This window comes from Priestia megaterium, assembly GCF_041941685.1.
In the GTDB taxonomy this organism is placed as follows: domain Bacteria; phylum Bacillota; class Bacilli; order Bacillales; family Bacillaceae_H; genus Priestia; species Priestia megaterium_C.
Genome location: NZ_CP130958.1, coordinates 4,328,627 through 4,354,313, shown reverse-complemented (window position 1 = coordinate 4,354,313; position 25,687 = coordinate 4,328,627). Strand labels below are relative to the sequence as shown.

Sequence of the window (25,687 nt, the reverse complement as noted above, 5' to 3'; positions counted from 1 at the left end):
TTTTAATGATGTACCGCCGGATAACCGTGATGTATAATGGTCATCACGGTAAACCATCCGAATACCCCGAATGTTAGTACCGAAAAACCAATGCCTAATATGTTTTTATTTCTAAAAGATGAAATAGCTGCAAATACGCCTAGCAATGTTGTTAGTGCAAAAATAATCATAAGACCCACTCGAAGAAACCTCCTTTAGGCAACTTAAAATTAAAGCGCTATCATTAGCTTATCCCTTTAATTGTAAAACTTTTCTAACCGTTTGTCGAGATGAAAACCAATCTTTCTTTCGCCTTATTAGCTTAGAAAGGTCCTTACTTTCATTTATAAGATGATGTGTGTATGATAATGCATATAACGGAAATAAATTTTACAAGGAGGATACATTATGAACTATCATCGTATACCGCTAGGACCTATTCAAACGAATTGTTATGTCGTTGCTAACGAAAAAAAAGAGTGTTTAGTTTTTGACCCGGGAGCTCAGGGAAAACAGCTCGTTGAATTTCTAGAAAAACAAACGTATAAACCGTTGGCTATTTTGCTGACACACGCTCATTTTGATCACATTGGAGGAGTAGATGAAGTGATGAATCACTACTCTATCCCGCTTTATGTACATAAAAATGAAAAAGAATGGCTTCATAATAGTGATTTAAACGGTTCGAAATTTTTTGATTTAGGAGAAATTACGGCTCCAGATGCAACCGATATTATTTCAGTCGAAGGCAATTTAACAATTGGCTCATTTCAATTTGAGGTGTACGAAACGCCTGGCCATTCTCCTGGCAGCGTTTCATATTATTTCAAACCGGGTAACTTTGTAGTATCTGGTGACGCGCTTTTTGCAGGCGGCATTGGACGCACAGATTTACCTGGAGGCAATCAAGCTCAGCTGTTAGAAAGCATCGAATCGAAATTGCTGTCCCTTCCAGAAGATACGCTTGTACTAAGCGGTCACGGACCTGAAACAACTGTGGGACACGAAATGGATCAAAATCCTTTTCTAAATGGTTTTTAAGAATACAAAAAGCGATGGAAGCCCATCGCTTTTCTCTTTACTGTCCTGGTGTCATCATAAAAGTTGACCAGTACGTGAACCCCACAAAAAAGACGGTCAAATATGCTCCGAAAACGTAAATGTACATTCTTTCAGACAGCTTTAAATAACTAAGAATTACAAAAAAGCCTGTTTGAGCTAAAAAGAGTAAAGAAGTCTTATGCATGTGACCGAGGTAAAACATTACAGTGAAAATTGCTGTCCAGAACCCCATTACACGGTACATTCGTTCCACGTCCATTTCCTCCTTTATCAAACTTAGTTAGTGTCATGATGAATGTCATCGCTGTGTAAGCACTAGAAAGCACTTATAAAACTATATCGATACTTTTCCATTATAATACATCCTTTCTTCCCTGAAAACGCTATCTTTTCCTTGAAATACGACAGAAGAAAAAAAGTTATACAAAACATGTGCAAAATACTATACAAAGGTTATACAAAACGTGTACAATGTATATAAACAATCTATAGCTAAAAAACGGGAGGGTTTCATATGGAAGAAATTAAATTTTATACGTACTCAAGCTGTACATCTTGTCGTAAAACGAAAAAGTGGCTAGTGAAGGAAGATGTAAATTTTAAAGAGCGTCATTTATTTAGAGAAACACCTACTCATAAAGAAATGCTTGAACTTCTTTCTATGACAACAGAAGGGATGGATGAACTTCTTGCTAAAAGAAGTCAAGAATATAAAAAGTTAAATGTTGATGTGGATAGCATGACGCTATCAGAAGTAGTCAACCTATTAATTGAACATCCTCGTTTGCTTCGCCGACCAATTTTAACAGATGGCAAAGAGCTTGTAGTAAGCTATAACGAATCTGCTCTTAAAAATTTAGTCAAGAAAAAAACAAGTCTTGCTTCTTTAGTTGTGTAAGCCTACATGATGAAGAAGCTCAATTCAGTAAATAACGAATAAAACGACAGCGTAGAGTTTTACATCACGTTGTCTTTTTTTATGTAGTCGTTTAGAGGTGGACAGAAGTTGTACATCGTGTACAAGGACTGAAGCGAAGAAAAGAAGCGTATACTAAAAAAATTATAAAAAATGAAAAAAGAAGGAGGGAAATCTCGAAAAAGGTCGAAATTACTGTTTCTAGATGTTTTACCAATCATCTTGATTACAAATAAAGGAGTGATGATCGTTTGACCGAAATTGAACAGTTTGCAACTTACATTATACGAGATGCATGTGAGTGCCGAAGTTCTGATGTGCATATTGTGCCCCGAAAGAAAGATGCTGTGATTCAGCTGCGAATTGACCAGGAGCTTATTTTAAAGAGGGTTATTTCAAAGGAAATGTCTGAACGGCTCATTTCGCATTTTAAATTTTTAGGGGGAATGGATATTGGCGAGCGCAGGAAACCTCAAAATGGTGCATTGACCACTTCCATTGATCACTATCAAGTAAATTTGCGTTTATCAACTCTTCCTACTTCTCATGATGAAAGTCTTGTTATTCGGCTTTTGCCTCATCAACAATCTACATCTCTCAAACATTTATCTCTTTTTCCTGAACACACTAAAAAGCTTATTTCTCTCTTGAAATTCTCTCATGGATTAATTATTTTTACCGGTCCTACAGGATCAGGTAAAACCACTACTCTATATACTCTTTTACACGAAGTAAAGCACCTTTTTAATCGAAATGTTATTACACTAGAAGACCCTATTGAAAAACCGAGTGAAACCGTGCTTCAAGTACAGGTGAATGAACGGGCGGGGATTACGTACACGACTGGTTTAAAAGCTATATTGCGCCATGACCCAGACATTATTATGGTGGGAGAAATAAGAGATAGTGAGACTGCCAAAATTGCTGTGAGAGCAGCGCTTACCGGACACTTGGTTTTGACAACGATGCATACTAAAGATACAAAAGGATCTTTGTACAGGCTGCTTGAGTTTGGCGTTAGCTTTCAAGAAATGGAGCAGACTCTTGTAGCAGTAGCTGCACAGCGCCTTGTAGAAATTCGCTGTCCGCTGTGTTCCGGAAAATGCCACCCCGCTTGTAAAAAAATGAGGAAGCATCGTCAGTCCAGCATATACGAATTGCTTTATGGCAAGGAGCTTAGCGCAGTGATGAGAGAAGTGAAAGGAGGAAATGCGGATTATGATTATAAGACGCTCCGAGATGTTATTCTAAAAGGAATCGCGCTAGGCTATTTATATCCGCATTCGCTAGACGGATGGGGGTAAAGACAAATAGACAAAAAAGGTGGTCTCTTGCTCAGCAAGCGAAAATTCTTAAGCAGGTCTCTAAGCTCTTAGAAAAAGGCTACACTCTTTCTCAAGCTCTTTCGTTTTTGACGTTTCAAGTATCTAACAAAGAAAAAACGGATATTGAAAAATGTCTTGAGCAGTTAAAACGAGGAGAATCTTTGCACGATGCTTTTGTTAAACTTCAGTTTCACCGTGATATTTTAAGCTATTTATATTTTGCGGAACAGCATGGAAACCTTCAATTTGCTTTAAAAGAAAGCAGCTCAATGATTGAAGAAAAAGTAAGGCATCGTAAAAAATTTCAAAAGCTTGTTCAATATCCCGTATTGCTACTGCTGTTTATTCTTTCCATTTTATTTGTTTTAAGTACAGTTTTACTTCCACAGTTTGAAGCTCTGTACTTATCCTTTGGAAACAAGCAGTCTTCGTTTATCCTCTTATTTATGCAGGCGATGTCGTTCTTTCCTTTTGTGTTGCCTGCACTCATCAGTATGCCAATCATCCTGTATTTGTTTTATGTGATTTACATTAAAAAATTGCCTCCAGTAGTTCAAATGCAGCTTTTTATGAGAGTTCCCGTTATCCGAACGTTCACACGGCTATTTAACTCGTACTTTTTTTCTGTTCATATGAGCAATTTACTAAATGGTGGTTTATCTATTTATGAATGCTTTGCTCTTTTTCAAAAGCAAGAGCATCATCCGTTTTTTCAAGTGGAAGCTTTTGCTTTTACAGATCAACTTTCCTCAGGAATGCGATTAGATCATATCGTTTCAGGTAAATCTCATTATGAAAAAGACTTGGCTCACGTTATTATGCATGGCCAGCAGAACGGTGAGCTTTCTCAAGAACTGTATGATTACAGTCTATTTATGATGGAAAGAATGGAACAGTTTATTTTTCGTATTTTAAAATATGTACAGCCGCTTACATTCTTATTCATCGGAATTGTCATTCTGCTTATGTATATGTCCGTTATGCTTCCGATGTTAGAAGTGATGTCGAGCTTGTAGAAAGGTGAAAGAATATGATTCTAAAAGGTGATAAAGGATTTACCCTTATTGAAATGCTCATTGTTATGCTCGTTATTACCGTGCTTTTGCTCATTATGATTCCAAATGTATTAAAGCATAATACGGTTATTAACAACAAAGGCTGCTCAGCTCTTGTCAAAACCGTAGAGGCTGAGGTACAAGTATACGAACTTGAAAATGGCGAAAAACCAAGTCTAGAAGAGCTTGAAGCAGGAGGCTACTTAAAAGAAGGCACCGTATGTCCAAATGGTCAAGCTATTCAAATTGACGGTACCGGAAAGGTTACAGCTAGTGGTTCTTCTTAAGCAAAAAGGATTTACCCTCATTGAGATGCTGATGGTTTTATTTATTGTGCAAGTGATGATGTTTTCCATTATCGTAGCCATTCGGCCGCTTGTGGAATATTACAAAATCACATTATTTTTGCGACAGTTGCAAAGCGACACGTTTTATGTGCAGCAGACAGCCATGAACCGAGAATCTCCAATTAAAATTAACTTCGCACCGAAGGGAACAGAATATATTGTTTCTGATTCTCGTGCCGTTCTTTATAAGCGCGCCTATGACTCCACCATTCATATTACGTTTGGAAGCGGCAATTCCACGATACAATACAACAAAAACGGCAATATTTCTCAAGCGAAGACCATTTTTATCAGCAATCAAAAATTTAAATATAAAGTTACTTTTCAAATAGGCAGAGGGCGTTTTTATGTGGACAAGATGTAAGGGTCAGCAGGGCTACACCTTGTTAGAAATGCTTGTTTCATTTAGCATGCTTTTACTCCTAACCGGTACAATTATTCCTTTGTATGTTCAGATGAAGGAAGCGGAAAAGAAGCAATATGTTTCGTATCAAGCTGATGCTATCTTGCACGAAGAGCTATTGAAATATAAATATGAAGCAGGATATAAACGGCGAGAAAAAATCGTAAAAGAAAACGTTGCGTTTTATCTGAAGTGGAACGGAGAAAGTGCTCAAAAGCTTTGTGTAGAATGGACAGATTCCGCTGAGAAAATGAAAAAGAAGTGTGATGTGATGTTGAAGTGAAAAGGGAAAAAGGATTTACCCTTGTAGAGATGTTAGTCAGTTTTACTCTTTTTTTGATCATTGTTTCATTTTTCCCCATTATCATTCCGCTAGCTAAGCAAACATATAATCCGGACTTTAGTATGAATGAAATGGAGTGGGAAATTTTTGTGAATCAACTTGCTATGGAATATCGAGAAGCAAAAGAAGTGGGAATTCATGCGACTACGCTTACGTTGAAAATGGAAAATAATCAGATCATCACTTATGAACGCTACGAAGACAAGATAAGAAGACGAGTGGATGAAAGCGGTCATGAAGTTGTGCTGCAGCACATTAAGAATATTATGTATGAACAGCAAAAAGAAAGGCTGTTGATTCGTTCAACAGACGGTGTTAACAAAGTTAGAGAAGAAACCATTACGACGTTTTTGATGCTTGCTCATGAAACATAATGAGCAAGGATTTATTCTCCCGGTTGTTTTGGCATTTTGTGCGCTTTTTCTTCTGTTAGTAGCTCAGCAAACCACTTATTTTGTGACGAAAAGTTCATTTTATCAAGAAGTAGAGCAGAAAAATCGTCTGCAGCACCTTTTAGAAAACGCAGTTGTACATGTAAAAAAAGAAATAAAAGAACATAATAAATCTCCATCTGCATCTTTAGTATTAGAAACTGGTACGGTTTCATACGAAGTAGTAAGTGAAGATGAACAGATGATTATTCTAAAAATAAAGTGTCAAACATTGCAAGGAAGAGCATTGACGGAAACGGCATATATTCAAAAAAAGGATCAGCACATTGTAAAGTGGACGGATTAAGTCTCTTTCTCTCCGGATATAATAGTGCTGAGGAGATGATTATATGAAAACGAATGATTATGTAAAATATATGACTCAGCAATTTGTACAATATATGGATCAGCCAAAAGAAGAAAGGAAAACGAAAAAGATTCAAAAAAAGAAGAGCGAGCACCTTTTGCAAACAGATGGTTTGGAATGATTCCGCTGTCGTTTATGCTGTGGTATCGAAAGAGAAAAAGAAAGATGAGCATATCATATGCTCATCTTTTTTTAACCGGCTTGTGTTTTATTAAATTGACGAGACATCGTTTCAGGTGATATGTAAAATAAGCCACCGTTTATAAACTTAAATAAGATAGTCGGTTCGTACAGTTCTTGAAGCGCTGTTTTTTCGGTCATATATATTTCTGGCAGCTCTTCTGCTGTTTCGTAAAAATGATCAAGAAGCGCTAAGTCTTCATACCATCTCTCCTGCGCTTTTTCAGCCCATTCAGTTGGCTGAGCTTTAACATAGTCAGTCACATATGATGTGAGTCGTGCGATGGCACTTTTAGGTTTAATAAAAGGTGAGAGAGTAAAGCAATAGTCTGAGATTTTAGATGACAAATTTTGGTTAATGATTAATTCATGAAATGATTCAATAATTTGTCCATTGATTAAATTAATGCCAAGCGACAAGAGCTCATCTTTTTTACGATCGCATTTGTACGAGACTTTAATATTTAATGCAAGCCAAGGGTGTAAAGGCTGATTTGTTGGCTGAGCTGATGCAACTTGTTCATACAAGTGAATAAACCCGCCTAGTTTTTGAGTAGAAGCGAAAATTTGGTGCAGCCTAGGTGAACCGAAATGAATTCGTTCTCCTTGAACGGAATCGTCTTCAAATGCTGGGTCTGTAATGAAAGTGAGCGAAGCAGGAGTTGCTTCTCCTCCCGTCTTTTCAATATAGTGCCAATAAAATGGACGATTCATCAATTCTTTATCGAGTTCAATCGTTAATTGAACCGTCAGGTAAGACGGTGTTTCTGTGACAATAGAACAATTATTAGCTAGAAAATAACGCTTTAAAAATTGATGAATATCAGTTTGCTGCATGCTGATCCTCCTCGCTGTCTTCGTATTGAATAATAGACGTCAAGTTCTCCATTTTGATTTTTATTTCTCCTTCACTCCGTGAATGAAATAAAATATCCTGAATATGCTCTTCGATATTTTTTAAATCAAGCTTTGTTAAAATATCATCTAGCTCTCCAACAACTCGTTCAAAAAGGTTTATTTTTTCGTATAACAATTTTAAAATATGTTCTTCGACCGTATGTTGAATGGCTAAATTGTAAATGTGAACATCATGTTTTTGACCTAAACGATGGACCCTTCCAATTCGCTGTTCTAGACGCATTGGATTCCACGGTAGATCATAGTTAATGATATGATGACAAAACTGAAGGTTGATTCCTTCTCCGCCCGCTTCAGTGGCAATAAATACTTGCGCATGGCTTTCAAAAAGCTGCTTCATCCAGTCTTTTTTACCTCGCTTAAATCCGCCTCTAAACGGTACAGAGGTAATTCCATGCTGTTTTAAATACCACTGTAAATACAGTTGAGTTGCTCTGTACTCAGTAAAAATAATGACTTTATCATCAATTTTCTGAACGAGCTCTAGCACTTTTTCTGCTTTTGCATTTTGCGGCACTTGCTGAAGTAGTTCCATTAACGGAGTAATCATATGTTCCGTTAATGCGCTGTTTGGATCTTCCTGACGTTCCAGCATGTTTTTTAATGTCATATACACCGCTTCACGGCTGCTGCAGGCCTCTCGCTGCAGGGTTAAAATTGAAAAAGCGCTTGAAGGGTGGAGTCCGTTTCCTTTAAAAGAAGTAATCGCATCGTATAGCTCCCGTTCTTTTGGCGAGAATTCAACAGGAATGGTTTGAACAATTCGCTTCGTCCATTCGATACCCGTATCGTGGCGGCGATTTCGAATCATAACTTTGTTAACAAGCTCTCTTAAGTGTTCATCGTTTTGCAAAGAGCGTTTTTTAGCGGAAAATAATTTTTCGAAATAATCTTTATTGCCGAGGTGGCCAGGCTTTAAAAGAGAGACCAAGTTAAAAATTTCTTCAATTCGATTTTGAATCGGTGTTGCGGTTAGCAACAGACAAAATTTCTTTTTTAGACTTTGCACAAATTCATAGTTTTTTGTTTTGTTGTTTTTAAGTTTATGAGCTTCATCAATGATGATGAGGTCGTAGTCTTGTTCTAGCACAATTTCTCGATGAGGAGAACGTTTTGCTGTATCAATTGAAGACACAACGATGTCACACTGATCCCACACATATGATTTTCTTTGAGGGACTGCGGGAATATAAAATTTTTGATTCAATTCCATAGCCCACTGTGAAACAAGCGAAGCTGGAACTAAAATGAGAACTTTTTTAACAAGTCCGCGAATCATATATTCCTTCAAAATTAACCCTGCTTCAATCGTTTTCCCCAGTCCTACTTCATCTGCTAAAATGGCTTTTCCATTCATTGTTTCAACTACTTGTTTGGCTACTTCGAGCTGATGAGGAAGCGGCGTTAAATCGGCTAGATGTTTTGGGCTTTGTAGTCCTTCAAATTCTGAGATAAGCGTTTGGTCTTCTATTTCATAGGCAAGTTTATACAAATCCCATGCAGACCAAGGGCCGTCTTGCTCCAATTTAGTTGAGAAGGCTGCTTCCCATGTTTCATCGATGTTTAATTTCACTTTCATGATAAAAATGCTCCTTTGTAAAAAATTTTTATTGAACAAATGATAAGAATCAGGTAGGATAAAAATATATTTAGAAAATTTGAAAAAGAAAATAGATTAGCACTTTACAAATGATTGTGTGAATAAAGATAAATACATCTTTCAGTAGTATGCCCAACTTTACCAACTTTATAGAAGCGAATGACGACACGGGGAGAGACTACTTGAATGTAGCGCCGAAGGAGCAAGCAATAAAATTGTGAATCTCTCAGGCAAAAAGACTCTTGTTTGACGCAGCTCTGGAGAGTGTCTATGCGTTTATAGACCACCCACGAGGCAAACCTATTTATTTATAGGTAAACTTTCAGGTGAAAAGGACAGAGACTTCCTACTAAATACAGTAGGGGGTTTTCTGTCCTTTTTTGTTTGGATACATAGTGATCCCCACACTATTTGAAAACTCCCCGTTATGAAAAGTTTCACGTGAAAAAGAGGAGGACATAAATATGACAACAGAATTACACAAAACGCCGCTTTATGATACCTATCAAAAATATGGTGCCAAAACAATTGATTTTGGAGGATGGGCTCTTCCCGTTCAATTTTCTTCTATTAAAGAAGAGCATGAAGCTGTACGTACAAAGGCAGGCCTTTTTGATGTCTCTCATATGGGAGAAATTCTTGTAAAAGGAGCTGATAGCTTAGCTTTTCTTCAGCACACGATGACAAATGACGTTTCTACCCTTGTAGACGGAAAAGCGCAGTATACGGCTATGTGTTACGAAGACGGAGGCACGGTAGATGATTTGCTGATTTATAAAAAAGCAGATCAAGAGTATTTGCTAGTCGTAAACGCTGCTAATATTCAAAAAGACTATGAGTGGCTGTTGTCTCACAAACAAGGAGATGTAACGCTCGTTAATCAGTCTGATGAAACTGCGCAGCTAGCTTTACAAGGTCCTGTAGCAGAAAAAGTTTTACAAACGTTAACGAACGAAAATTTATCTTTATTAAAGCCATTTACATTTGCTGATGATGTAGAAGTAGCGAATGTAAAAGCTCTCGTTTCACGTACTGGGTACACCGGGGAAGATGGCTTTGAAATTTATTGTTCTTCAGCTGACGCCCCTCACTTGTGGACGGCTATTTTAGAAGCAGGCAGTGATGAAGGTGTGCTGCCTTGCGGATTAGGAGCTCGCGATACGCTTCGTTTTGAAGCTACTTTGGCTTTATATGGCCAAGAGCTTTCAAAAGATATTACGCCCATTGAAGCTCGAATTGGATTTGCAGTAAAAACGAACAAAGACAGCTTTATTGGAAAAGAAGTGTTAAAAGAACAGCGTGAAAGCGGAGCACCTCGTAAGCTGGTAGGAATTGAAATGATTGATAAAGGTATACCACGACACGGTTACGAAGTATTTGCAGATGAAGAACAAATTGGATTTGTGACAACAGGTACACAGTCACCGACATTAAAGAAAAACATCGGTCTAGCACTATTGTCAGCAGAGTATTCAGAGCTTGGTCAAGAAGTGGAAGTGCAGGTTCGAAAAAAACGCTTAAAAGCAAAAGTGGTTTCAACACCTTTTTATAAACGTTCAAAGTAAGCTTTGGGGAGGAATTTAACATGTTACATCGCTATTTACCAATGACAGAACAAGATCAGCAGCAAATGTTAGCAGCAATTGGTGTTTCATCTGTTGATGATTTATTTTCAGATATTCCGCAGCGCGTTCGTTTTCAAGGAGAATACAATATTAAAAAAGCGGCTTCAGAGCCTCAGCTGTTAAAAGAATTAAATAGTATGGCTGCTAAAAATGCTCATTTAAAAGACTATGCTTCTTTTTTAGGAGCAGGAGTTTACGATCATTACATGCCGGTGATTGTTGATCATGTTATTTCTCGTTCGGAATTTTATACGGCCTATACTCCGTATCAGCCAGAAATTTCTCAAGGAGAACTTCAGGCCATCTTTGAATTTCAAACGATGATTTGTGAGTTAACGGGGATGGACGTGGCTAATTCTTCTATGTATGACGGAGGAACTGCTTTAGCAGAAGCCGCTATGCTCAGTGCGGGTCAAACAAAAAAGAAAAAAGTACTTGTCTCTGCGGCTGTTCACCCTGAGTCAAAAGATGTGTTAAAAACGTATGCGAAGGGTCAATACATTGAAGTGGTAGAAATCCCTGCAGCAGACGGAGTAACAGATATGATTGCATTAGAAAAAGAGATGGGGAGTGACGTGGCAGCTGTTATTGTCCAATACCCAAATTTCTACGGACAAATCGAGCCGTTAAAAGAAATTGAAGAAATTACTCATCAAGAAAAATGCATGTTTGTGGTTTCAAGCAATCCTTTATCATTAGGTTTACTTACGCCTCCTGGAGAATTCGGAGCTGATATTGTCATTGGAGATGCACAGCCATTTGGTATTCCAAGTCAATTTGGAGGACCGCACTGCGGATACTTTGCAACTACGTCTAAGCTTATGCGGAAAATCCCAGGACGATTAGTAGGGCAAACGGTAGATGAAAACGGTAAGCGAGGGTTTGTTTTAACCCTTCAAGCGCGTGAACAGCATATACGCCGCGATAAAGCGACGTCTAACATTTGTTCAAATCAAGCGTTAAATGCTTTAGCGGCATCAGTTGCAATAACAGCTTTAGGCAAGCAAGGTGTAAAAGAAATGGCGCTGCAAAACTTCTCAAAAACGCATTATGCATATGAAGCGTTAAAGGCAAAAGGGGTAAATGTAGCATTTGAAGGACCGTTTTTTAACGAATTAGTCGTGAAGCTTCCGGTTTCGGTAACAGAAGCAAACAATCATTTATTAGCATCAAAAATAATTGGCGGTTATGATCTTAGCCGTGATAACCAAGCGCTTGAAAATCACATGCTGCTTGCTTTTACAGAGCTCCGTACAAAAGAGGAAATTGACCAACTTGTAAATGAATTGGGGGATCTTCATGCTTAATCAAAATCAATCACTTATTTTTGAAAGCAGTAAAGAAGGGCGAATCGGCTATTCATTGCCAGAGTTAGATGTGCCGCAAGTAAATGCTGAAGAACTGCTTGGAAAAGCGTATGTGCGTACCAAAGCTCCTGAGCTTCCTGAAGTATCAGAACTCGATATTATGCGTCATTACACCGCGCTTTCAAAACGAAATCACGGAGTAGACTCAGGGTTTTATCCGCTTGGTTCATGTACGATGAAATATAATCCAAAAGTGAATGAACAAGCAGCACGCATTGCTGGGTTTGCGCATATTCATCCGCTTCAAGATGAGCAAACGGTTCAAGGTGCTCTCGAACTTTTATATGATTTACAAGAGCATTTAACAGAAATTACGGGAATGGATGAAGTAACACTTCAGCCAGCAGCAGGTGCTCACGGCGAGTGGACCGGGCTTATGATGATTCGTGCCTATCATGAAGCAAATGGTGAGACGCAGCGAACAAAAGTCATTGTTCCAGACTCAGCTCACGGAACGAACCCGGCTTCGGCAACAGTTGCGGGATTTGAAACGGTAACGGTAAAATCAAACGAACATGGTTTAGTGGACTTAGAGGATTTACGCCGCGTAGTAGGAGAAGATACAGCCGCTTTAATGTTAACAAACCCAAATACGCTAGGGTTATTTGAAGAAGATATTTTAGAAATGGCTGAAATTGTTCACGCAGCAGGTGGGAAGCTTTATTATGATGGTGCAAATTTAAACGCAGTATTAAGTAAAGCCCGTCCTGGAGATATGGGGTTTGACGTTGTGCATTTAAACCTTCATAAAACGTTTACAGGCCCTCATGGAGGAGGCGGTCCTGGCTCTGGTCCGGTAGGGGTAAAAGCAGATTTAATTCCGTATTTGCCTAAACCAGTGCTTGTAAAAACAGAACAAGGCTATCACTTTGACTATAACCGTCCTCAGTCAATTGGACGTGTAAAGCCGTTTTACGGCAACTTCGGTATCAACGTTCGCGCTTATACGTATATTCGTTCAATGGGTCCAGACGGCTTAAAAGCCGTGACGGAAAACGCTGTGCTAAATGCCAACTATATGATGCGTCGTTTAGCAGAACACTATGAGCTTCCGTTTGACCGTCACTGTAAGCACGAATTTGTTTTATCAGGAAAACGTCAGAAAAAACTGGGCGTGCGCACATTGGATATTGCGAAACGACTGCTTGATTTTGGCTATCATCCGCCGACTATCTACTTCCCGCTTATCGTAGAAGAGTGCATGATGATCGAACCAACGGAAACGGAGTCGAAAGAAACGCTAGATGCGTTTATCGATGCGATGATTCAAATTGCAAAAGAAGCAGAAGAAACGCCTGAAGTCGTACAGGAAGCTCCGCATACAACGGTTGTGAAGCGCCTTGACGAAACGCTGGCAGCGAGAAAGCCAGTTCTTCGCTATCAGAAAGAACAGGCTGTTCAAAACGTCTAACAAAAAACCTCGCCCAAAGGCGAGGTTTTTCTATATACATACTATTATTTTTTCTTTTTTACTTTACCGTTCCACATTTTGAAGCCGCCTTTTAAATCATAGATTTCTTGAACACCGTGGCGACGAAGCATTTGTGCTGCACGTCCTGTGCGCATTCCGCTTTGACAATAGATGTAGACAGGCTGATCTGGACGAAATTCTTTAATGCGCATACGGAACTGTGAAAGAGGAATATTTCGTGCGCCTAAAATATGTCCGTTTTCAAATTCATTCGGTTCACGAATATCAACTAGCTGTGCCTTGCGGTAGCCGGTGCGGAATTCTTCTTCAGTTAACGTTTTCATAATGCGACGTTGGTAAAAGAACATAACGACAGAGTATATGATGATTATTCCAAGTAAAATGAGTACTGCTGTAATTGCTGACATGCTGATTCTTCCTTTCTTCGACAAAATCCATACTCTTATTATATAAGTGAATGAAATTAGAAGTAAAGCGATTTTGCCTTGAATCTAGCGGATTTCTTCCCGAAAATGAAAAAACTACCACATTTGAATTCACAGTTTTATGTTGCTCTTTGCTTTTCCTTAGCTCAATCTTTTGGTAGACTAAAAAACGGATTTATTTTTTATATTACATATAGCTGAGGATGAGGTAGATGAAAGCAAAGTGGAGATTTATTGATTCCAACAACCGTTCGCCTTATTACAATATGGCGTTAGATGAAGCGTTATTAGAATGGCATAGTAAAGGAGAAATTCCACCTACGATTCGTTTTTACGGATGGAACCCTCCAACGCTGTCAATCGGTTATTTTCAAAAAGCTGAAAAAGAAATTAACTTTGATAAAGTAAAAGAATTAGGACTAGGCTTTGTAAGACGTCCAACGGGCGGCAGGGGCGTGCTTCACGATGAAGAGCTTACTTACAGCGTAATTGTATCTGAAGAGTATCCTAACATGCCCAAGACAGTTACAGAAGCATATCGCGTAATCTCTGAAGGTTTACTGGAAGGATTTCGTTCGTTAGGGCTCGAGGCTTATTTTGCTATTCCTCGTTCAGAAGAAGAAAAAAATAGCTTAAAAAACCCTCGTTCGTCCGTGTGCTTTGATGCTCCTTCTTGGTATGAACTAGTTGTAGAGGGCCGCAAAATTGCTGGAAGTGCCCAAACTAGACAAAAGGGAGTTATTCTACAGCACGGCTCTATTCTGTTAGAGATTGATGAAGATAAATTATTCAGCGTGTTTAATTATCCAAATGTTCGCGTGAAAGAAAGAATGCAGCGCGCATTTCGTTCTAAAGCGGTAGCCATCAATGCAATTGCTGGCCGCAAAATCTCTATTGAAGAAGCAAAAGAAGCGTTTTATAAAGGATTTGCTTCGGCTCTTGATATCGATTTAGAACCGTATACACTGTCTGAAGAAGAGGAAGCATACGTAGAAGAACTAGCGCGCACAAAGTACGGATCGGATGAATGGAACTTTAAGCGCTAAACGGATGCCGATGGGAAATAGATAAAAGTGCAACTTCTTATAAGTTGCACTTTTTATTGGAATTTTTAGAAATAATTCTTCGCTAATAGAATACATAGGGAAGAAAAGTCAAACACTTTTTTTATGAAAAAAAAAATATTTCACTTGACACCCTTCTATATGTAGATGTTTGGATAAGTGTCAAATACTATATATTGAATTCGTCCAAGCCCTGTGGTAAGTTATTGATAGTTGATTGAAAAACTCTTTTTCCTTTAAAAGGAAAAAGAGTTAATAAATTTATAGATGTTCGATAGGTAAGGAGTTGTGAGAATGACTGTTTTGTTAAATCAAAAAGTGAATATGAATGTTGAAAAGCTCAATTCAGATATTGAACGCTTTCCGCAAGTACATCCGATTACACCGGATATGAAGTTGACTCATAAAGGTGTTTCAAGATTGGTAATGTTAGACCGCTATGCTTTTAAAGATACGGAAAAATTGACGTTATCAGAAGGAGATTTTGTTGTTCTAACTGTAAAAGAAGATCCAAAATTTCCAGCACGAGGACTTGGCTATGTGGAAAGCATTAATTTTGAGCAAAAGACCGCTGTTGTCAAGGTAGAAGATGAGTTTAGAGGTGCTTTATCGCCTGAAGAAGCAGAAAACGGGTTAATTACTCGTTCGCTGGATGTCATTGAAAAGCCTCTAGAGGTCTTCTACGAGCAAATTGCAAAACGTAATGCAACAGGCTTAGCTTCTGTAGAAAAAACAGAAGAAAAGCGCAAAGAGTGGTTTGAAAAGTTCTATCAAGAGCTTGTTCAGCTAAACTTTGTACCAGCTGGCCGCGTTCTTTACGGTGCAGGTGCTGACACAGACGTAACGTACTTCAACTGTTATGTAATGCCTTATGTAAAAGATTCACGTGAAGGTATTTCAGAACACCGCAAACAAGTAATGGAAATCATGAGCCGCGGAGGCGGTGTTGGAACGAATGGTTCAACTCTTCGCCCGCGCAACACGCTGGCTCGCGGTGTAAACGGCAAATCATCTGGTTCGGTTTCATGGTTAGATGATATTGCTAAACTGACGCATCTTGTTGAGCAAGGTGGGTCGCGTCGTTAACAAACCGGCGACGTAATCTCGTGAATTGCTGGAACACCCTTAGAGCTTTCTTCACCACAACGTGATCGGCAACGATGAGCGTGATGGTTAGAAAAGAGGAAAGATTGGGCAATCAGCAGCCAAGTGTCTTTGGAAACGAAGATAAAGGTTCAACGACTATTGAAACTTCCTAAAAGTTCTAATGTAATAAAACTTTAGTGAATAAAGTAGGTGTTATGATGGAAGCAAAGGAAGGAGTAAACCATAGCAAACGGCAACGTGGCTATGGGGCACGAGACAAAGGGATTTTCTTCTTTGATGATATAGTCTGATCTTACATGAAAGTGTAAGAGTACGGCAGAAATGACCGTACCCTTCTTAACGAAGAGTAACAAATTGGGGGCCCAAATGATCATGCTTGCCGACTGGCATCCTGACATTGTAGAGTTTATTATTTCTAAAATGCAAAACCCTCGCATTTTACGTTTCTTAATTGAAAACACAAATGACGAAATGATTAAAAAGCATGCACAAGATAAATTGAAGTTCACGCCGCTAACAGAGTCTGAAGAAGCGATGTACCAAGGAATCATTAACTATAAACAAATTCCTGGTCTTGGTGGGTTCAGTGAAAAAATCATTAAAGATGCAGAAGAAAAGCTGCAAACAGGCGGAACGTATAGCGTTCATAACTCAGAGTTTTTAACAGGAGCAAACATTTCTGTATGCTTAACAAAAGATTTTATGGATGCTGTTGAAAACGACGGTGAATATGAACTTCGCTTCCCAGACGTAGAAAGCTATTCAAAAGAAGAAATGGCTAACTACAATGAAAACTGGCACGAAGTAGGCGATGTGCGCGAATGGGCAAAACAAGGAAACAAAGTTCGTACGTACCGTACTATCCGTGCGAAAGAGCTATGGAACTTAATTAATATTTGTGCAACGTACTCAGCTGAACCAGGGATTTTCTTCTTTGACAATGCTAATGATATGACAAATGCTCAAGCATATGGTCAGCACGTTGTTGCAACAAATCCATGTGGTGAACAACCACTTGCACCATTCTCTGTGTGCAACTTAGCTGCTGTTAACTTAGCGCAAATGGCAGATAAAGGAACGAAAACTGTTAACTTTGAAAAGTTACGTCAAACGGTTGAAACAGGCGTTAGAATGCAAGATAACGTTATTGATGCAACTCCTTATTTCTTAGAAGAAAACCAAAAGCAAGCGCTTGGCGAACGCCGCGTTGGCCTTGGTGTAATGGGTCTTCACGATCTTCTTATTTATTGTGAAACAGAGTACGGCTCTGACAAAGGCAATGAGTTAGTAGATAAAGTGTTTGAAACAATTGCAACGACGGCTTACCGCGCGTCTGTAGAGCTTGGAAAAGAAAAAGGAAGCTTCCCGTTCTTAGTGGGCGAAACAGATGCTGAAACGGCTTCTTTACGTGAAGCATTCACAAATACAGGCTTCATGAAAAAAATGCCTGAAGATATTCGTGAAAACATTAAAGAGAACGGTATCCGAAACTCTCATTTATTAACAGTAGCGCCAACAGGCAGTACTGGAACAATGGTTGGAGTATCAACGGGTCTTGAACCTTATTTCTCATTCTCATACTTCCGAAGCGGCCGTTTAGGTAAATTTATTGAAGTAAAAGCTGATATCGTTCAAGAGTATTTAGATCAGCATCCAGAAGCAGATCCAAACAACCTTCCTGAATGGTTCATTTCAGCTATGGAACTTGCACCACAAGCTCACGCGGACGTGCAATGTGTGATTCAGCGCTGGATTGACAGTTCAATTAGTAAAACAGTAAACGCTCCTCGCGGTTACACGGTAGAGCAAGTTCAAAAAGTGTACGAGCGTCTGTATAAAGGCGGAGCAAAAGGCGGTACGGTGTACGTAGACGGCAGCCGTGATGCACAAGTCTTAACGCTAAAAGCAGAAGAAAATACGTTTGATGAAGAAATTGAAGCGCCAAAAGAAGAAACGAAACCGCACGTTGTGTTAGTTGATACAATTAATGAAATTCGTTCAACTGATGTAACAATCGGTTCTGAAGTAGGTAATACTTGTCCGGTTTGCCGTCAAGGAACGGTAGAAGAAATGGGCGGATGCAACACGTGTACAAACTGTGGTGCACAGCTGAAATGCGGCCTTTAATTTTGAACATGATTGACTAGTAAAAGCTGACTCAAACGAGTCAGCTTTTATTATGTATAAAAATGGGGCATAAATAAGAAGCGGGATCGAACGGTTCTTGTATTTGAATAAGCATTGTAGTATGATTTTAATTGAATGTCTTTTATCCAGTTTTATCTTATGACATCGCTTTATTTACACGTTTTTTTCACATAGATTATCAAACATGAACACGATATCACTATAAAAAACAGACATTTATGACTTATTATTAGCAATACATAATATTAATTGGGGGAGATTTCATGCCTACACCGAGTATGGAAGATTATATTGAACAAATATATATGCTAATTGAAGATAAAGGATACGCTCGAGTGTCTGATATTGCTGATGCATTGGCGGTTCACCCCTCATCTGTAACGAAGATGGTTCAAAAGCTAGACAAAGATGAGTACTTAATTTATGAAAAATATCGAGGCCTTGTTTTAACAGCTAAGGGGCAGAAGATTGGAAAACGTCTTGTTTATCGCCATGAGCTTTTAGAGCAGCTGCTGCGCATCATTGGCGTAGATGAGAAAAATATTTATGATGACGTAGAAGGAATTGAACATCATTTAAGCTGGAATTCCATTGATCGAATTGGAGATTTGGTTCAATACTTTGAAGAAAACCATAACCGTATTCAAGATCTTCGCAATGTACAAAAACGAAATGAAGAAGAGCAAAAATTATAAGAAAAAAGCAGCGGCCAATAGCGTCACTGCTTTTTTTCTTTTTTATCATAACTTGTTGCTGAGTCGACTACAAATGTAGAGTGGGTAGTTTGGAGGAGAGGCTGTGTACGTCGACGGAGTGTTTTCAGGTGGCGGTATTAAAGGGCTTGCACTGATTGGCGCGTTACAAGCTCTAGAAGAAAAAGGCTTGATCTTTCGGCGGTTAGCCGGAACGAGTGCGGGTTCCATTATTTGTGCATTTGTAGCAGCCGGTTATACAAGTGAAGAAATTATTGAAATGATGAATGAAATTGAGTTATCGTCTTTTTTAGATCAAAGAATGTCTTTTTTACCATCAAGCTTGACAAAGTGGCTGTTTTTATATTGGAAAATGGGATTGTATAAAGGAGAAAGGCTTGAAAAGTGGATTGCTGAGAAATTGCGGAGCAGAGGAATTCATACATTTGCTGATTTGCCTGATCAGTCGCTGCGTATTATTGCGTCAAATTTGACCAACAGTACGATGCTTGTTCTTCCAGATGATTTGCCTAAATATCAAATCGACCCGAATCGCTTTTCTGTAGCAAGAGCCGTTCGAATGAGCTGCAGCATTCCATATTTTTTTGAGCCGGTTAAATTAAAATCTACCCCAAGCAGTTTAATAGTCGACGGGGGCGTGTTAAGCAACTTTCCAATTTTTCTGTTTGATGATGATAAAAGTCTTAAGAAGCGACCGGTAATTGGTGTGAAGCTGAGCCCGAAGGACGAAGAAAGGGAACGGAATAAAATTAAAAATGCCGTTGGTTTATTCAGCGCGCTTTTTGAGACGATGAAAGATGCGCACGATGCAAGACATATTTCAAAACGTCACGAAAAAAATATTATCTTTTTACCTGTTAATCAAGTTTTTGCGACAGAATTTACCCTCACAGAAGAACGGAAGGAAGAGCTGATTGCGTTTGGAAAAAAGCGTACAAGGGCATTTTTGAAAAAATGGTGCTATTAAAAAAACAAGGAGGCTTTTCTCCTTGTTTTTTAAAAGAATGCTCTATTTTTCTTTTTTCCTTTTTTACCTTCGATGACGGTCAAGTGTGAGTTGTTTTTCTTTTTCTTTAGCGGTTTCGTTGATTTGGATACCGGGCGCTTATTTGAGCTTTGATAAGTATGCATATCAATTTTGTTGCTTCCTCGCTCTTTTTCTTTTTGACGCAGTTTTGATTGTTTTACTGCGCGCACATAGCCTCTATCTTGACCTTTTGTCTGAGAAGGGCGGAGAATAAACCGATAAACTAAGTAAAACAAAATGATAAACAGAAAAATATAACCTGCTTGACGTAATAAAACAGCTGGATCTGTAATCAACGTAAATGCAAAGCCAATGACTCCTAACCCGATTAGACCATATACAAGTGGTTTCACGAATGGACGTCTCATTTTGTTCACCTCCTAAAATAGTAAAAAAAGAAAGCAAAACGGTGTGGATTAGACAACTTGTTCGTCATTGGTAGAAGAAAGTTCATTTTCAACGCGTAAAAGTTCTTTAAATGAAGCAATCGCAACTTCAACTTGATCATCTTTTGGTTCTTTGGTTGTTAAAAGCTGAAGCCATAAACCGGGATAACCTAAAAAGCGAAGAAGAGGGACATGACGAACTTTATTGGTTAACTGTAACACTTCAAATGATAAACCAAGGACAACTGGAATTAATGCAAGGCGATCCACAATTCGTAACCAAAGAGGATCCGTTGGAACGAGTAGGTAGACAAACATTCCTACAACTACGGTAAAGAGGATAAAGCTACTTCCGCAGCGATAATGAAGTCGAGATTGTGCTTGCACGGCTTCTACCGTAAGTTCAGCATTGTTTTCATATGCATTAATGACCTTGTGTTCTGCTCCATGATATTGAAACACCCGTTTAATAAGTGGCGTTTGTGAAATCACATAAATATAGCCAAGGAGCAATAATAGTTTAAATACTCCTTCAATAAAAACTTGAGCTACACTTGAAGTGAAAACAGGACGTGTCAATTGTGCTAAAAACACAGGAATCAATGTAAATAGTACTTTCCCGAAAAGAAAGGATATTACACCAATAGTTGCAACGCCAAATATTAAAGATAGTTTTGAATCTTTTTTCTCTTTTTGTTGTTCTTCTGCTACTTGAGCATCATCTTCTGGATTCACGTCATAACGTTCAGAGGAAAAGTTCAAGTGCTGCGTACCGTTTGCACTGGCTTCAACAATAGCAGCAATTCCTCGTAAAAAAGGAATTTTTTTAAAGCAGTGAGTACGGAATTTGATTTTCTTTTTGAATGAAAATAATCAATAGATTGATCTCTGCGGCGAATAGCCGTCACCATCATACGTTTGCCACCGAACATGACACCTTCTATAACGGCTTGACCACCATACGCAGGTTTTTGTAATTTAGACATTTCAGGCACCAACCTAACTTAACTAGACTAGACTTCTTAGTATTTTATATTCTACAGCAAAATCAAATAAACCTCTAGGCGGATGCATGTTATCTAGTTTAGCCAATATTTTTCATCTCCACACCCTTGTTATGAATTTTTTCCTTTCACTTATAAAATTTGTTTATGAAACTCTGTGCGAAGTAGTTTTAAAATGTCTCTTTGATATCAGGCTCCCTTCTTGCGTATAGGAAGAGTAATAAACGTAAAAACTTAGAAATGAGTCAGTAGGAAATGAGAAAAAAGTTCATACTACATCAAGAGGTGATTAATATGTCAGAACCTAAAGAACAGCATGAAAAAAAACAGGATAACCACTCTACGCATAAACAGGAAATGTCTTTTTTATTTAAAGCCATCTTTATTTCCTTTTTTGGAGGGGTTTTCTGGAGCTTTATTGGCTATTTAAATTATCTGTTCAGCTTTAGTGTTATCAATCCAAATATGCTTTTAGATCCATGGGCATTAGGTGATTGGAAGGATAAAGGAATAGGTGTTATCGTCAGTATTTTTCTTATAGGGGTATTATCTATTGTTGTCGGATTGTTATACTACGTCCTATTAAAGAAGTTTAAAACAATTTGGATAGGTTTTGCTTACGGCTTATTATGGTGGGCAATTGTATTCGTTGTTTTGAATCCGCTCTTTCCCAACTTAAAAACAATTGGAGAGCTTCCAGCTAACACGATTATTTCATCCCTCTGTATTTATATTTTATATGGTGTATTCATTGGATATTCCATTTCTTTTGAAGCTGCAGAGCTTCAAACAAAAGATGAATCTACAGATTTTCAAACGGCGAATAAGTAGTGTGAATGTTCCAACGTATGCTAATATATTCTATATAATGATTTAAAAAGAAAAATAAAGTGCAAATTCACATAAGTGAGCTGCATAAAGGGTTCGTAGTAGGGGAGAGTGTTGAATTAAGATGAATAAGATTTTAGTAATAAACGGTCCTAATTTAAATCGTTTAGGCGTACGCGAACCAGCGGTATATGGGACAGATAATCTTCAAAATCTTGAAGAGAAGCTTCAGCGAGCAGGCAGAGCCCATGGGGTAGAAGTTGAGTGCGTACAGTCTAATCACGAAGGTGTAATTATCGACTGGATTCATGAAGCGGATGAGAAATTTGATGGGATTATGATCAATCCTGGTGCTTTTACTCACTACAGTTATGCCATTCGGGATGCGATTGCTAGTATATCTGTTCCTGTTATTGAAGTGCATATTTCGAACGTACATAAGCGTGAAGAGTTTCGCCATCATTCGGTGACAGCACCTGTTACGCATGGTCAAATTGTCGGGTTAGGTTTATACGGATACGAACTTGCCCTGCAGGCACTTTTACAATTAAGGGGGAAATAAAATGAAAATCGAAAAACTACGCGAACAGTTTTCAAAGTTGAATGTGGACGGTGTTGTAATTACAAGTGAATATAACAGACGCTATATGACCAATTTCACAGGATCTGCTGGTGTCGTTATCATTTCTGAAGACAAAGCGGCATTTGTAACAGATTTTCGTTATGTTGAACAAGCAACTAGTCAAACAGAAGGTTTTGATATCGTTCAGCATAAGGGTCCTATTGTAGAAGAAGTAGCGAATGTAGTGAAACAATTTGGAATTAAAAAGCTTGGTTTTGAACAGAATTATGTTACATATGGACAGCATCAATTATTTGATAAGCATATCAGCGCGGAACTTGTTCCAATCTCGCACGCAATCGAAAACTTACGCTTGATAAAGAGTGACTCAGAGATTAAGATATTAAAGGAAGCTGCAAAAATAGCAGATGCAGCATATGAACATATTTTAACCTTTGTTCGTCCTGGTTTAACAGAGCTTCAAGTATCTAATGAACTGGAGTTCTTTATGAGAAAACAAGGCGCAACATCTTCATCTTTTGATACAATTGTTGCTTCAGGGCATCGCGGGGCTTTACCGCATGGTGTTGCTTCTGACAAAGTAATTGAAAAAGGCGAACTTGTAACGCTTGATTTTGGCGCATACTATAATGGTTACTGTTCAGATATCACACGAACATTTGCCGTCGGTGAAGTAAGTGATAAGCTAAAAGAAATTTATAATGTCGTACTGCAAGCGCAGCTTAACGGAATGAGCGGCATCAAAGCAGGTATGACGGGTAAAGAAGCAGATGCGCTAACGCGTGATTATATTACAGAACACGGATACGGCCAGTATTTTGGACATTCGACCGGTCACGGCGTAGGGTTAGAAGTACATGAAGGCCCATCACTTTCTGTAAAATCTACAGATGTACTGCAGCCAGGTATGATTGTAACCGTTGAACCAGGTATTTACATACCAGACTTAGGGGGCGTTCGTATTGAAGATGATACGATCGTCACAGCAGAAGGTAATGAGGCATTATCGCACTCATCAAAAGAGTTCATTATTTTATAAAATGTAGGAGGATTTCTTCATGATTTCAGTAAATGATTTTCGTACAGGTTTGACAGTAGAAGTAGACGGAGGTATTTGGCGTGTAATGGATTTCCAACACGTAAAGCCTGGTAAAGGCGCTGCATTCGTTCGCTCAAAACTACGTAACCTTCGTACAGGAGCTGTGCAAGAAAAAACGTTCCGTGCAGGTGAAAAAGTAGGAAAAGCCCAAATTGATAACCGTAAAATGCAATATCTATATGCAAGCGGCGATCAGCACGTATTCATGGACAACCAGTCTTATGAGCAATTAGAGCTTCCGGCAAGTGCAATTGAATATGAGCTAAAATTCTTAAAAGAGAATATGGAAGTAGCAATTATGATGTACCAAGGTGAGACATTAGGTGTTGAACTTCCAAACACAGTTGAGCTTAAAGTAACAGAAACTGAACCAGGTATTAAAGGTGACACAGCTTCTGGCGGTACAAAACCGGCAACTGTGGAAACTGGCTTAACAGTAAACGTTCCGTTCTTCGTAAACGAAGGCGACGTATTAATTATCAACACAACAGATAGCAGCTACGTATCACGCGCGTAATTGGATCGTGTAAGCAAGCTGCAAACATACAAAAAAGGCAGAGAATCATTCTCTGCCTTTTTTGTATGTTTTTTTGTGCTAACTCTTCTTTATTTTGCATAGGTTGTACTAAACAACGCAGAGGTATAGGAGGGGCTTATGAAGCAGTGGTTGGATCATTTAAACGGTACGGTATTAACGATGGCGTGCCTTCGATTTATTTCTTCATTTATTGAGTTTATTGCCGCTATTTTAATTGTCACAAACAATGATGTGAAAAAAGCGTTAATGATTAATGGAATGTTAGCGCTTGTGGGTCCGATTGTAATGGTGAGTTCTTTTACCATAGGTTTAGTGTCCGTAGCCGATCAATTATCTTTTGGGAAATTAATCATGATTGTAGTAGGAGTGCTCTTCATTTTAATCGGTGTTTTTAAATAAAAGGTAGGCATAAAATGGTCAAGCTTATAATACATTGAAGTGAGTTCAAATATGAGGGGATGAATATGTTAAAAGAAATACTTGCAATCTTTCCGCCTAATTTAAAAAAGACTGTTGAATTTTATGTCATAAACCATTCTCATGTACTAGAAGAAATTCGAGTGCGCGTAGGAAGACCTGTCGAATTTACAATCAACAATCAGCCATATTTCGAATCGTATCTTCCAAGTGCAGAAGATGCTTTATTTATCTTAAATAAATTAAGCCAGTTTTCGATTTATATGATTGAAGAAGAATTGAAAAAAGGATATGTCACCATTGAAGGCGGGCACCGGGTTGGACTAGCGGGAAAAGTTGTAACGGAAAATGGACAGGTTCGTGTGATTCGAGATGTATCATCCTTTAATATCCGGATTGCTAAACAAAAGATTGGTATTTCGAATCAGCTTATTCCTTTTTTATACAATCGCTATTGGCAAAGTACGGTCATTATAGGACCTCCTCAAACAGGAAAAACAACCATGATTCGCGATTTAGCCAGAGTAATAAGTACGGGCATAGAGCGCTCTAAGATTCCTCCGTTTAAAGTGGGAATTGTAGATGAACGATCAGAAATTGCTGGGGCTGTTAAAGGGGTTCCTCAGCATACATTCGGATCTAGAATGGATTTATTAGATAGCTGTCCGAAAGCTGAAGGCATGATGATGATGATTCGCTCCATGAGCCCCGATGTGCTGATCGTGGATGAAGTGGGAAGTGAAGAAGATTGTAAGGCCGTACTTGAAGCGGTTAATGCTGGCGTTCGTGTCATTATGACTGTTCATGGCTATGACATTGACGATTTAATGAAGCGTCCCACTTTGCAAGCTTTAATGAAACTTCACGTATTCAAAAGGTATGTTGTGCTATCGAACAGCCGAGGTCCTGGAACACTTCAGGCTATCTACGATGAGCACTATAATTCCATGAAAACGTCCGCTGAAAAGTCGCTTATTGAAAATAGTAAAGGGTGATGG

General features: G+C 38.6%; 27 protein-coding genes, 4 pseudogenes and 1 riboswitch. Of the genes and pseudogenes, 24 read left to right on the top strand and 7 right to left on the bottom strand.

Features of this window, described 5'->3' with window-relative positions:
• Nucleotides 1-2: 2 nt before the first annotated feature.
• Nucleotides 3-179 carry a DUF2759 domain-containing protein gene (locus Q5794_RS23085; protein WP_013059181.1) on the bottom strand — a complete coding sequence of 59 codons (177 nt, stop codon included), beginning with the start codon at nt 177-179 and terminating at the stop codon, nt 3-5.
• Nucleotides 180-387: 208 nt separating this feature from the next.
• Between Q5794_RS23085 and Q5794_RS23080 the strand changes: the two genes are divergently transcribed.
• Entirely contained in the window at nt 388-1,020 is a 633-nt protein-coding gene (locus tag Q5794_RS23080) for an MBL fold metallo-hydrolase (protein WP_028410642.1), read from the top strand.
• A 37-nt stretch (nt 1,021-1,057) separates the two neighbouring features.
• On the opposite strand, the gene Q5794_RS23075 is transcribed toward Q5794_RS23080, so the two are convergent.
• Nucleotides 1,058-1,294: a DUF2626 domain-containing protein gene (locus Q5794_RS23075; protein ID WP_013059179.1), complete on the bottom strand. Its 237-nt coding sequence runs from the start codon at nt 1,292-1,294 to the stop codon at nt 1,058-1,060.
• A gap of 261 nt (nt 1,295-1,555) precedes the next feature.
• Here Q5794_RS23075 and Q5794_RS23070 point away from each other — a divergent pair, with 261 nt between their 5' ends.
• The 9 genes and pseudogenes from Q5794_RS23070 to Q5794_RS23030 form a co-directional block, all read left to right on the top strand.
• Nucleotides 1,556-1,939, top strand: coding sequence for a Spx/MgsR family RNA polymerase-binding regulatory protein (locus Q5794_RS23070; protein WP_374988464.1), 384 nt, complete (start codon nt 1,556-1,558; stop codon nt 1,937-1,939).
• A 269-nt stretch (nt 1,940-2,208) separates the two neighbouring features.
• Nucleotides 2,209-3,261 (top strand): competence type IV pilus ATPase ComGA, encoded by a 1,053-nt coding sequence (comGA, locus tag Q5794_RS23065; RefSeq protein WP_192995994.1) that lies wholly within the window; start codon nt 2,209-2,211, stop codon nt 3,259-3,261.
• Nucleotides 3,252-4,298, top strand: coding sequence for a competence type IV pilus assembly protein ComGB (gene comGB, locus Q5794_RS23060; RefSeq protein WP_374988463.1), 1,047 nt, complete (start codon nt 3,252-3,254; stop codon nt 4,296-4,298). The genes comGA and comGB overlap by 10 nt, the downstream gene beginning before the upstream one ends.
• 14 nt (nt 4,299-4,312) lie before the next feature.
• Complete coding sequence (gene comGC, locus Q5794_RS23055) at nt 4,313-4,624, top strand: competence type IV pilus major pilin ComGC (protein ID WP_013059175.1); 312 nt, start codon at nt 4,313-4,315, stop codon at nt 4,622-4,624.
• The gene (comGD, locus tag Q5794_RS23050; RefSeq protein WP_226897421.1) at nt 4,566-5,048 is read left to right on the top strand and encodes a competence type IV pilus minor pilin ComGD; all 483 of its coding nucleotides are present in this window, start codon (nt 4,566-4,568) and stop codon (nt 5,046-5,048) included. The genes comGC and comGD overlap by 59 nt, the downstream gene beginning before the upstream one ends.
• A complete protein-coding gene (locus Q5794_RS23045; protein ID WP_013059173.1) occupies nt 5,032-5,370 on the top strand; it encodes a type II secretion system protein in 339 nt (112 codons plus the stop codon). Before comGD ends, Q5794_RS23045 begins: the two co-directional genes overlap by 17 nt.
• Nucleotides 5,367-5,804: a competence type IV pilus minor pilin ComGF gene (gene comGF, locus Q5794_RS23040; protein ID WP_013059172.1), complete on the top strand. Its 438-nt coding sequence runs from the start codon at nt 5,367-5,369 to the stop codon at nt 5,802-5,804. Before Q5794_RS23045 ends, comGF begins: the two co-directional genes overlap by 4 nt.
• Nucleotides 5,794-6,168 (top strand): competence type IV pilus minor pilin ComGG, encoded by a 375-nt coding sequence (gene comGG, locus Q5794_RS23035; protein ID WP_013059171.1) that lies wholly within the window; start codon nt 5,794-5,796, stop codon nt 6,166-6,168. Before comGF ends, comGG begins: the two co-directional genes overlap by 11 nt.
• A gap of 43 nt (nt 6,169-6,211) precedes the next feature.
• Nucleotides 6,212-6,399: pseudogene (locus Q5794_RS23030) on the top strand (YqzE family protein); the annotation flags it as partial.
• A gap of 21 nt (nt 6,400-6,420) precedes the next feature.
• On the opposite strand, the gene Q5794_RS23025 reads toward Q5794_RS23030, so the two are convergent.
• On the bottom strand, nt 6,421-7,245 hold the full coding sequence (locus tag Q5794_RS23025; protein ID WP_116073644.1) for a YqhG family protein: 825 nt from the start codon (nt 7,243-7,245) through the stop codon (nt 6,421-6,423).
• A complete protein-coding gene (locus Q5794_RS23020; protein WP_374988462.1) occupies nt 7,232-8,905 on the bottom strand; it encodes a DEAD/DEAH box helicase in 1,674 nt (557 codons plus the stop codon). Before Q5794_RS23020 ends, Q5794_RS23025 begins: the two co-directional genes overlap by 14 nt.
• 180 nt (nt 8,906-9,085) lie before the next feature.
• Nucleotides 9,086-9,178, top strand: a riboswitch (glycine riboswitch).
• A gap of 212 nt (nt 9,179-9,390) precedes the next feature.
• Here Q5794_RS23020 and gcvT point away from each other — a divergent pair.
• From gcvT to gcvPB, 3 genes are read left to right on the top strand one after another with little or no spacing between them, the layout of a single operon-like run.
• Nucleotides 9,391-10,491 carry a glycine cleavage system aminomethyltransferase GcvT gene (gcvT, locus tag Q5794_RS23015; protein ID WP_374988461.1) on the top strand — a complete coding sequence of 367 codons (1,101 nt, stop codon included), beginning with the start codon at nt 9,391-9,393 and terminating at the stop codon, nt 10,489-10,491.
• 20 nt (nt 10,492-10,511) lie between these two features.
• The gene (gene gcvPA / locus Q5794_RS23010) at nt 10,512-11,858 is read left to right on the top strand and encodes an aminomethyl-transferring glycine dehydrogenase subunit GcvPA (protein WP_374988460.1); all 1,347 of its coding nucleotides are present in this window, start codon (nt 10,512-10,514) and stop codon (nt 11,856-11,858) included.
• Nucleotides 11,851-13,329 (top strand): aminomethyl-transferring glycine dehydrogenase subunit GcvPB, encoded by a 1,479-nt coding sequence (gene gcvPB, locus Q5794_RS23005; RefSeq protein WP_013059165.1) that lies wholly within the window; start codon nt 11,851-11,853, stop codon nt 13,327-13,329. Before gcvPA ends, gcvPB begins: the two co-directional genes overlap by 8 nt.
• Nucleotides 13,330-13,373: 44 nt before the next feature.
• Here the strand turns inward: gcvPB and Q5794_RS23000 are convergent, their stop codons facing one another.
• A complete protein-coding gene (locus tag Q5794_RS23000) occupies nt 13,374-13,757 on the bottom strand; it encodes a rhodanese-like domain-containing protein (RefSeq protein WP_192996015.1) in 384 nt (127 codons plus the stop codon).
• A 230-nt stretch (nt 13,758-13,987) separates the two neighbouring features.
• On the opposite strand from Q5794_RS23000, the gene Q5794_RS22995 reads away from it, so the two are divergent.
• From Q5794_RS22995 to Q5794_RS22975, 5 genes and pseudogenes are all read left to right on the top strand, one after another.
• On the top strand, nt 13,988-14,821 hold the full coding sequence (locus tag Q5794_RS22995; protein ID WP_374988459.1) for a biotin/lipoate A/B protein ligase family protein: 834 nt from the start codon (nt 13,988-13,990) through the stop codon (nt 14,819-14,821).
• 312 nt (nt 14,822-15,133) lie between these two features.
• A pseudogene (locus tag Q5794_RS22990) lies at nt 15,134-15,922 on the top strand (ribonucleotide reductase N-terminal alpha domain-containing protein); the annotation flags it as partial.
• 381 nt (nt 15,923-16,303) lie between these two features.
• Nucleotides 16,304-18,073 (top strand): annotated as a pseudogene (locus tag Q5794_RS22985) (vitamin B12-dependent ribonucleotide reductase); the annotation flags it as partial.
• 284 nt (nt 18,074-18,357) lie between these two features.
• Nucleotides 18,358-18,789 (top strand): transcriptional regulator MntR, encoded by a 432-nt coding sequence (mntR, locus tag Q5794_RS22980; protein ID WP_013085004.1) that lies wholly within the window; start codon nt 18,358-18,360, stop codon nt 18,787-18,789.
• Between the two features lie 103 nt (nt 18,790-18,892).
• The gene (locus tag Q5794_RS22975; RefSeq protein ID WP_214984298.1) at nt 18,893-19,774 is read left to right on the top strand and encodes a patatin-like phospholipase family protein; all 882 of its coding nucleotides are present in this window, start codon (nt 18,893-18,895) and stop codon (nt 19,772-19,774) included.
• Nucleotides 19,775-19,803: 29 nt separating this feature from the next.
• Here Q5794_RS22975 and Q5794_RS22970 read toward each other — a convergent pair whose 3' ends face one another.
• Nucleotides 19,804-20,202 (bottom strand): SA1362 family protein, encoded by a 399-nt coding sequence (locus Q5794_RS22970; protein ID WP_374988458.1) that lies wholly within the window; start codon nt 20,200-20,202, stop codon nt 19,804-19,806.
• Between the two features lie 48 nt (nt 20,203-20,250).
• A pseudogene (locus tag Q5794_RS22965) lies at nt 20,251-21,206 on the bottom strand (DUF1385 domain-containing protein).
• A 312-nt stretch (nt 21,207-21,518) separates the two neighbouring features.
• Here Q5794_RS22965 and Q5794_RS22960 point away from each other — a divergent pair.
• The 6 genes from Q5794_RS22960 (at nt 21,519) to spoIIIAA (ending at nt 25,684) form a co-directional block, all read left to right on the top strand.
• Nucleotides 21,519-22,055 (top strand): YqhR family membrane protein, encoded by a 537-nt coding sequence (locus Q5794_RS22960; protein ID WP_374988457.1) that lies wholly within the window; start codon nt 21,519-21,521, stop codon nt 22,053-22,055.
• A 121-nt stretch (nt 22,056-22,176) separates the two neighbouring features.
• Complete coding sequence (aroQ, locus tag Q5794_RS22955) at nt 22,177-22,614, top strand: type II 3-dehydroquinate dehydratase (protein ID WP_374988456.1); 438 nt, start codon at nt 22,177-22,179, stop codon at nt 22,612-22,614.
• Nucleotide 22,615: 1 nt separating this feature from the next.
• Nucleotides 22,616-23,674, top strand: a complete 1,059-nt coding sequence (locus Q5794_RS22950; protein WP_214984301.1) for a Xaa-Pro peptidase family protein — start codon at nt 22,616-22,618, stop codon at nt 23,672-23,674.
• A 19-nt stretch (nt 23,675-23,693) separates the two neighbouring features.
• Nucleotides 23,694-24,251, top strand: a complete 558-nt coding sequence (gene efp / locus Q5794_RS22945) for an elongation factor P (protein WP_013059155.1) — start codon at nt 23,694-23,696, stop codon at nt 24,249-24,251.
• Between the two features lie 138 nt (nt 24,252-24,389).
• A complete protein-coding gene (locus Q5794_RS22940) occupies nt 24,390-24,671 on the top strand; it encodes a YqhV family protein (protein WP_013059154.1) in 282 nt (93 codons plus the stop codon).
• 65 nt (nt 24,672-24,736) lie between these two features.
• Entirely contained in the window at nt 24,737-25,684 is a 948-nt protein-coding gene (spoIIIAA, locus tag Q5794_RS22935) for a stage III sporulation protein AA (protein ID WP_374988455.1), read from the top strand.
• Nucleotides 25,685-25,687 lie beyond the last annotated feature (3 nt).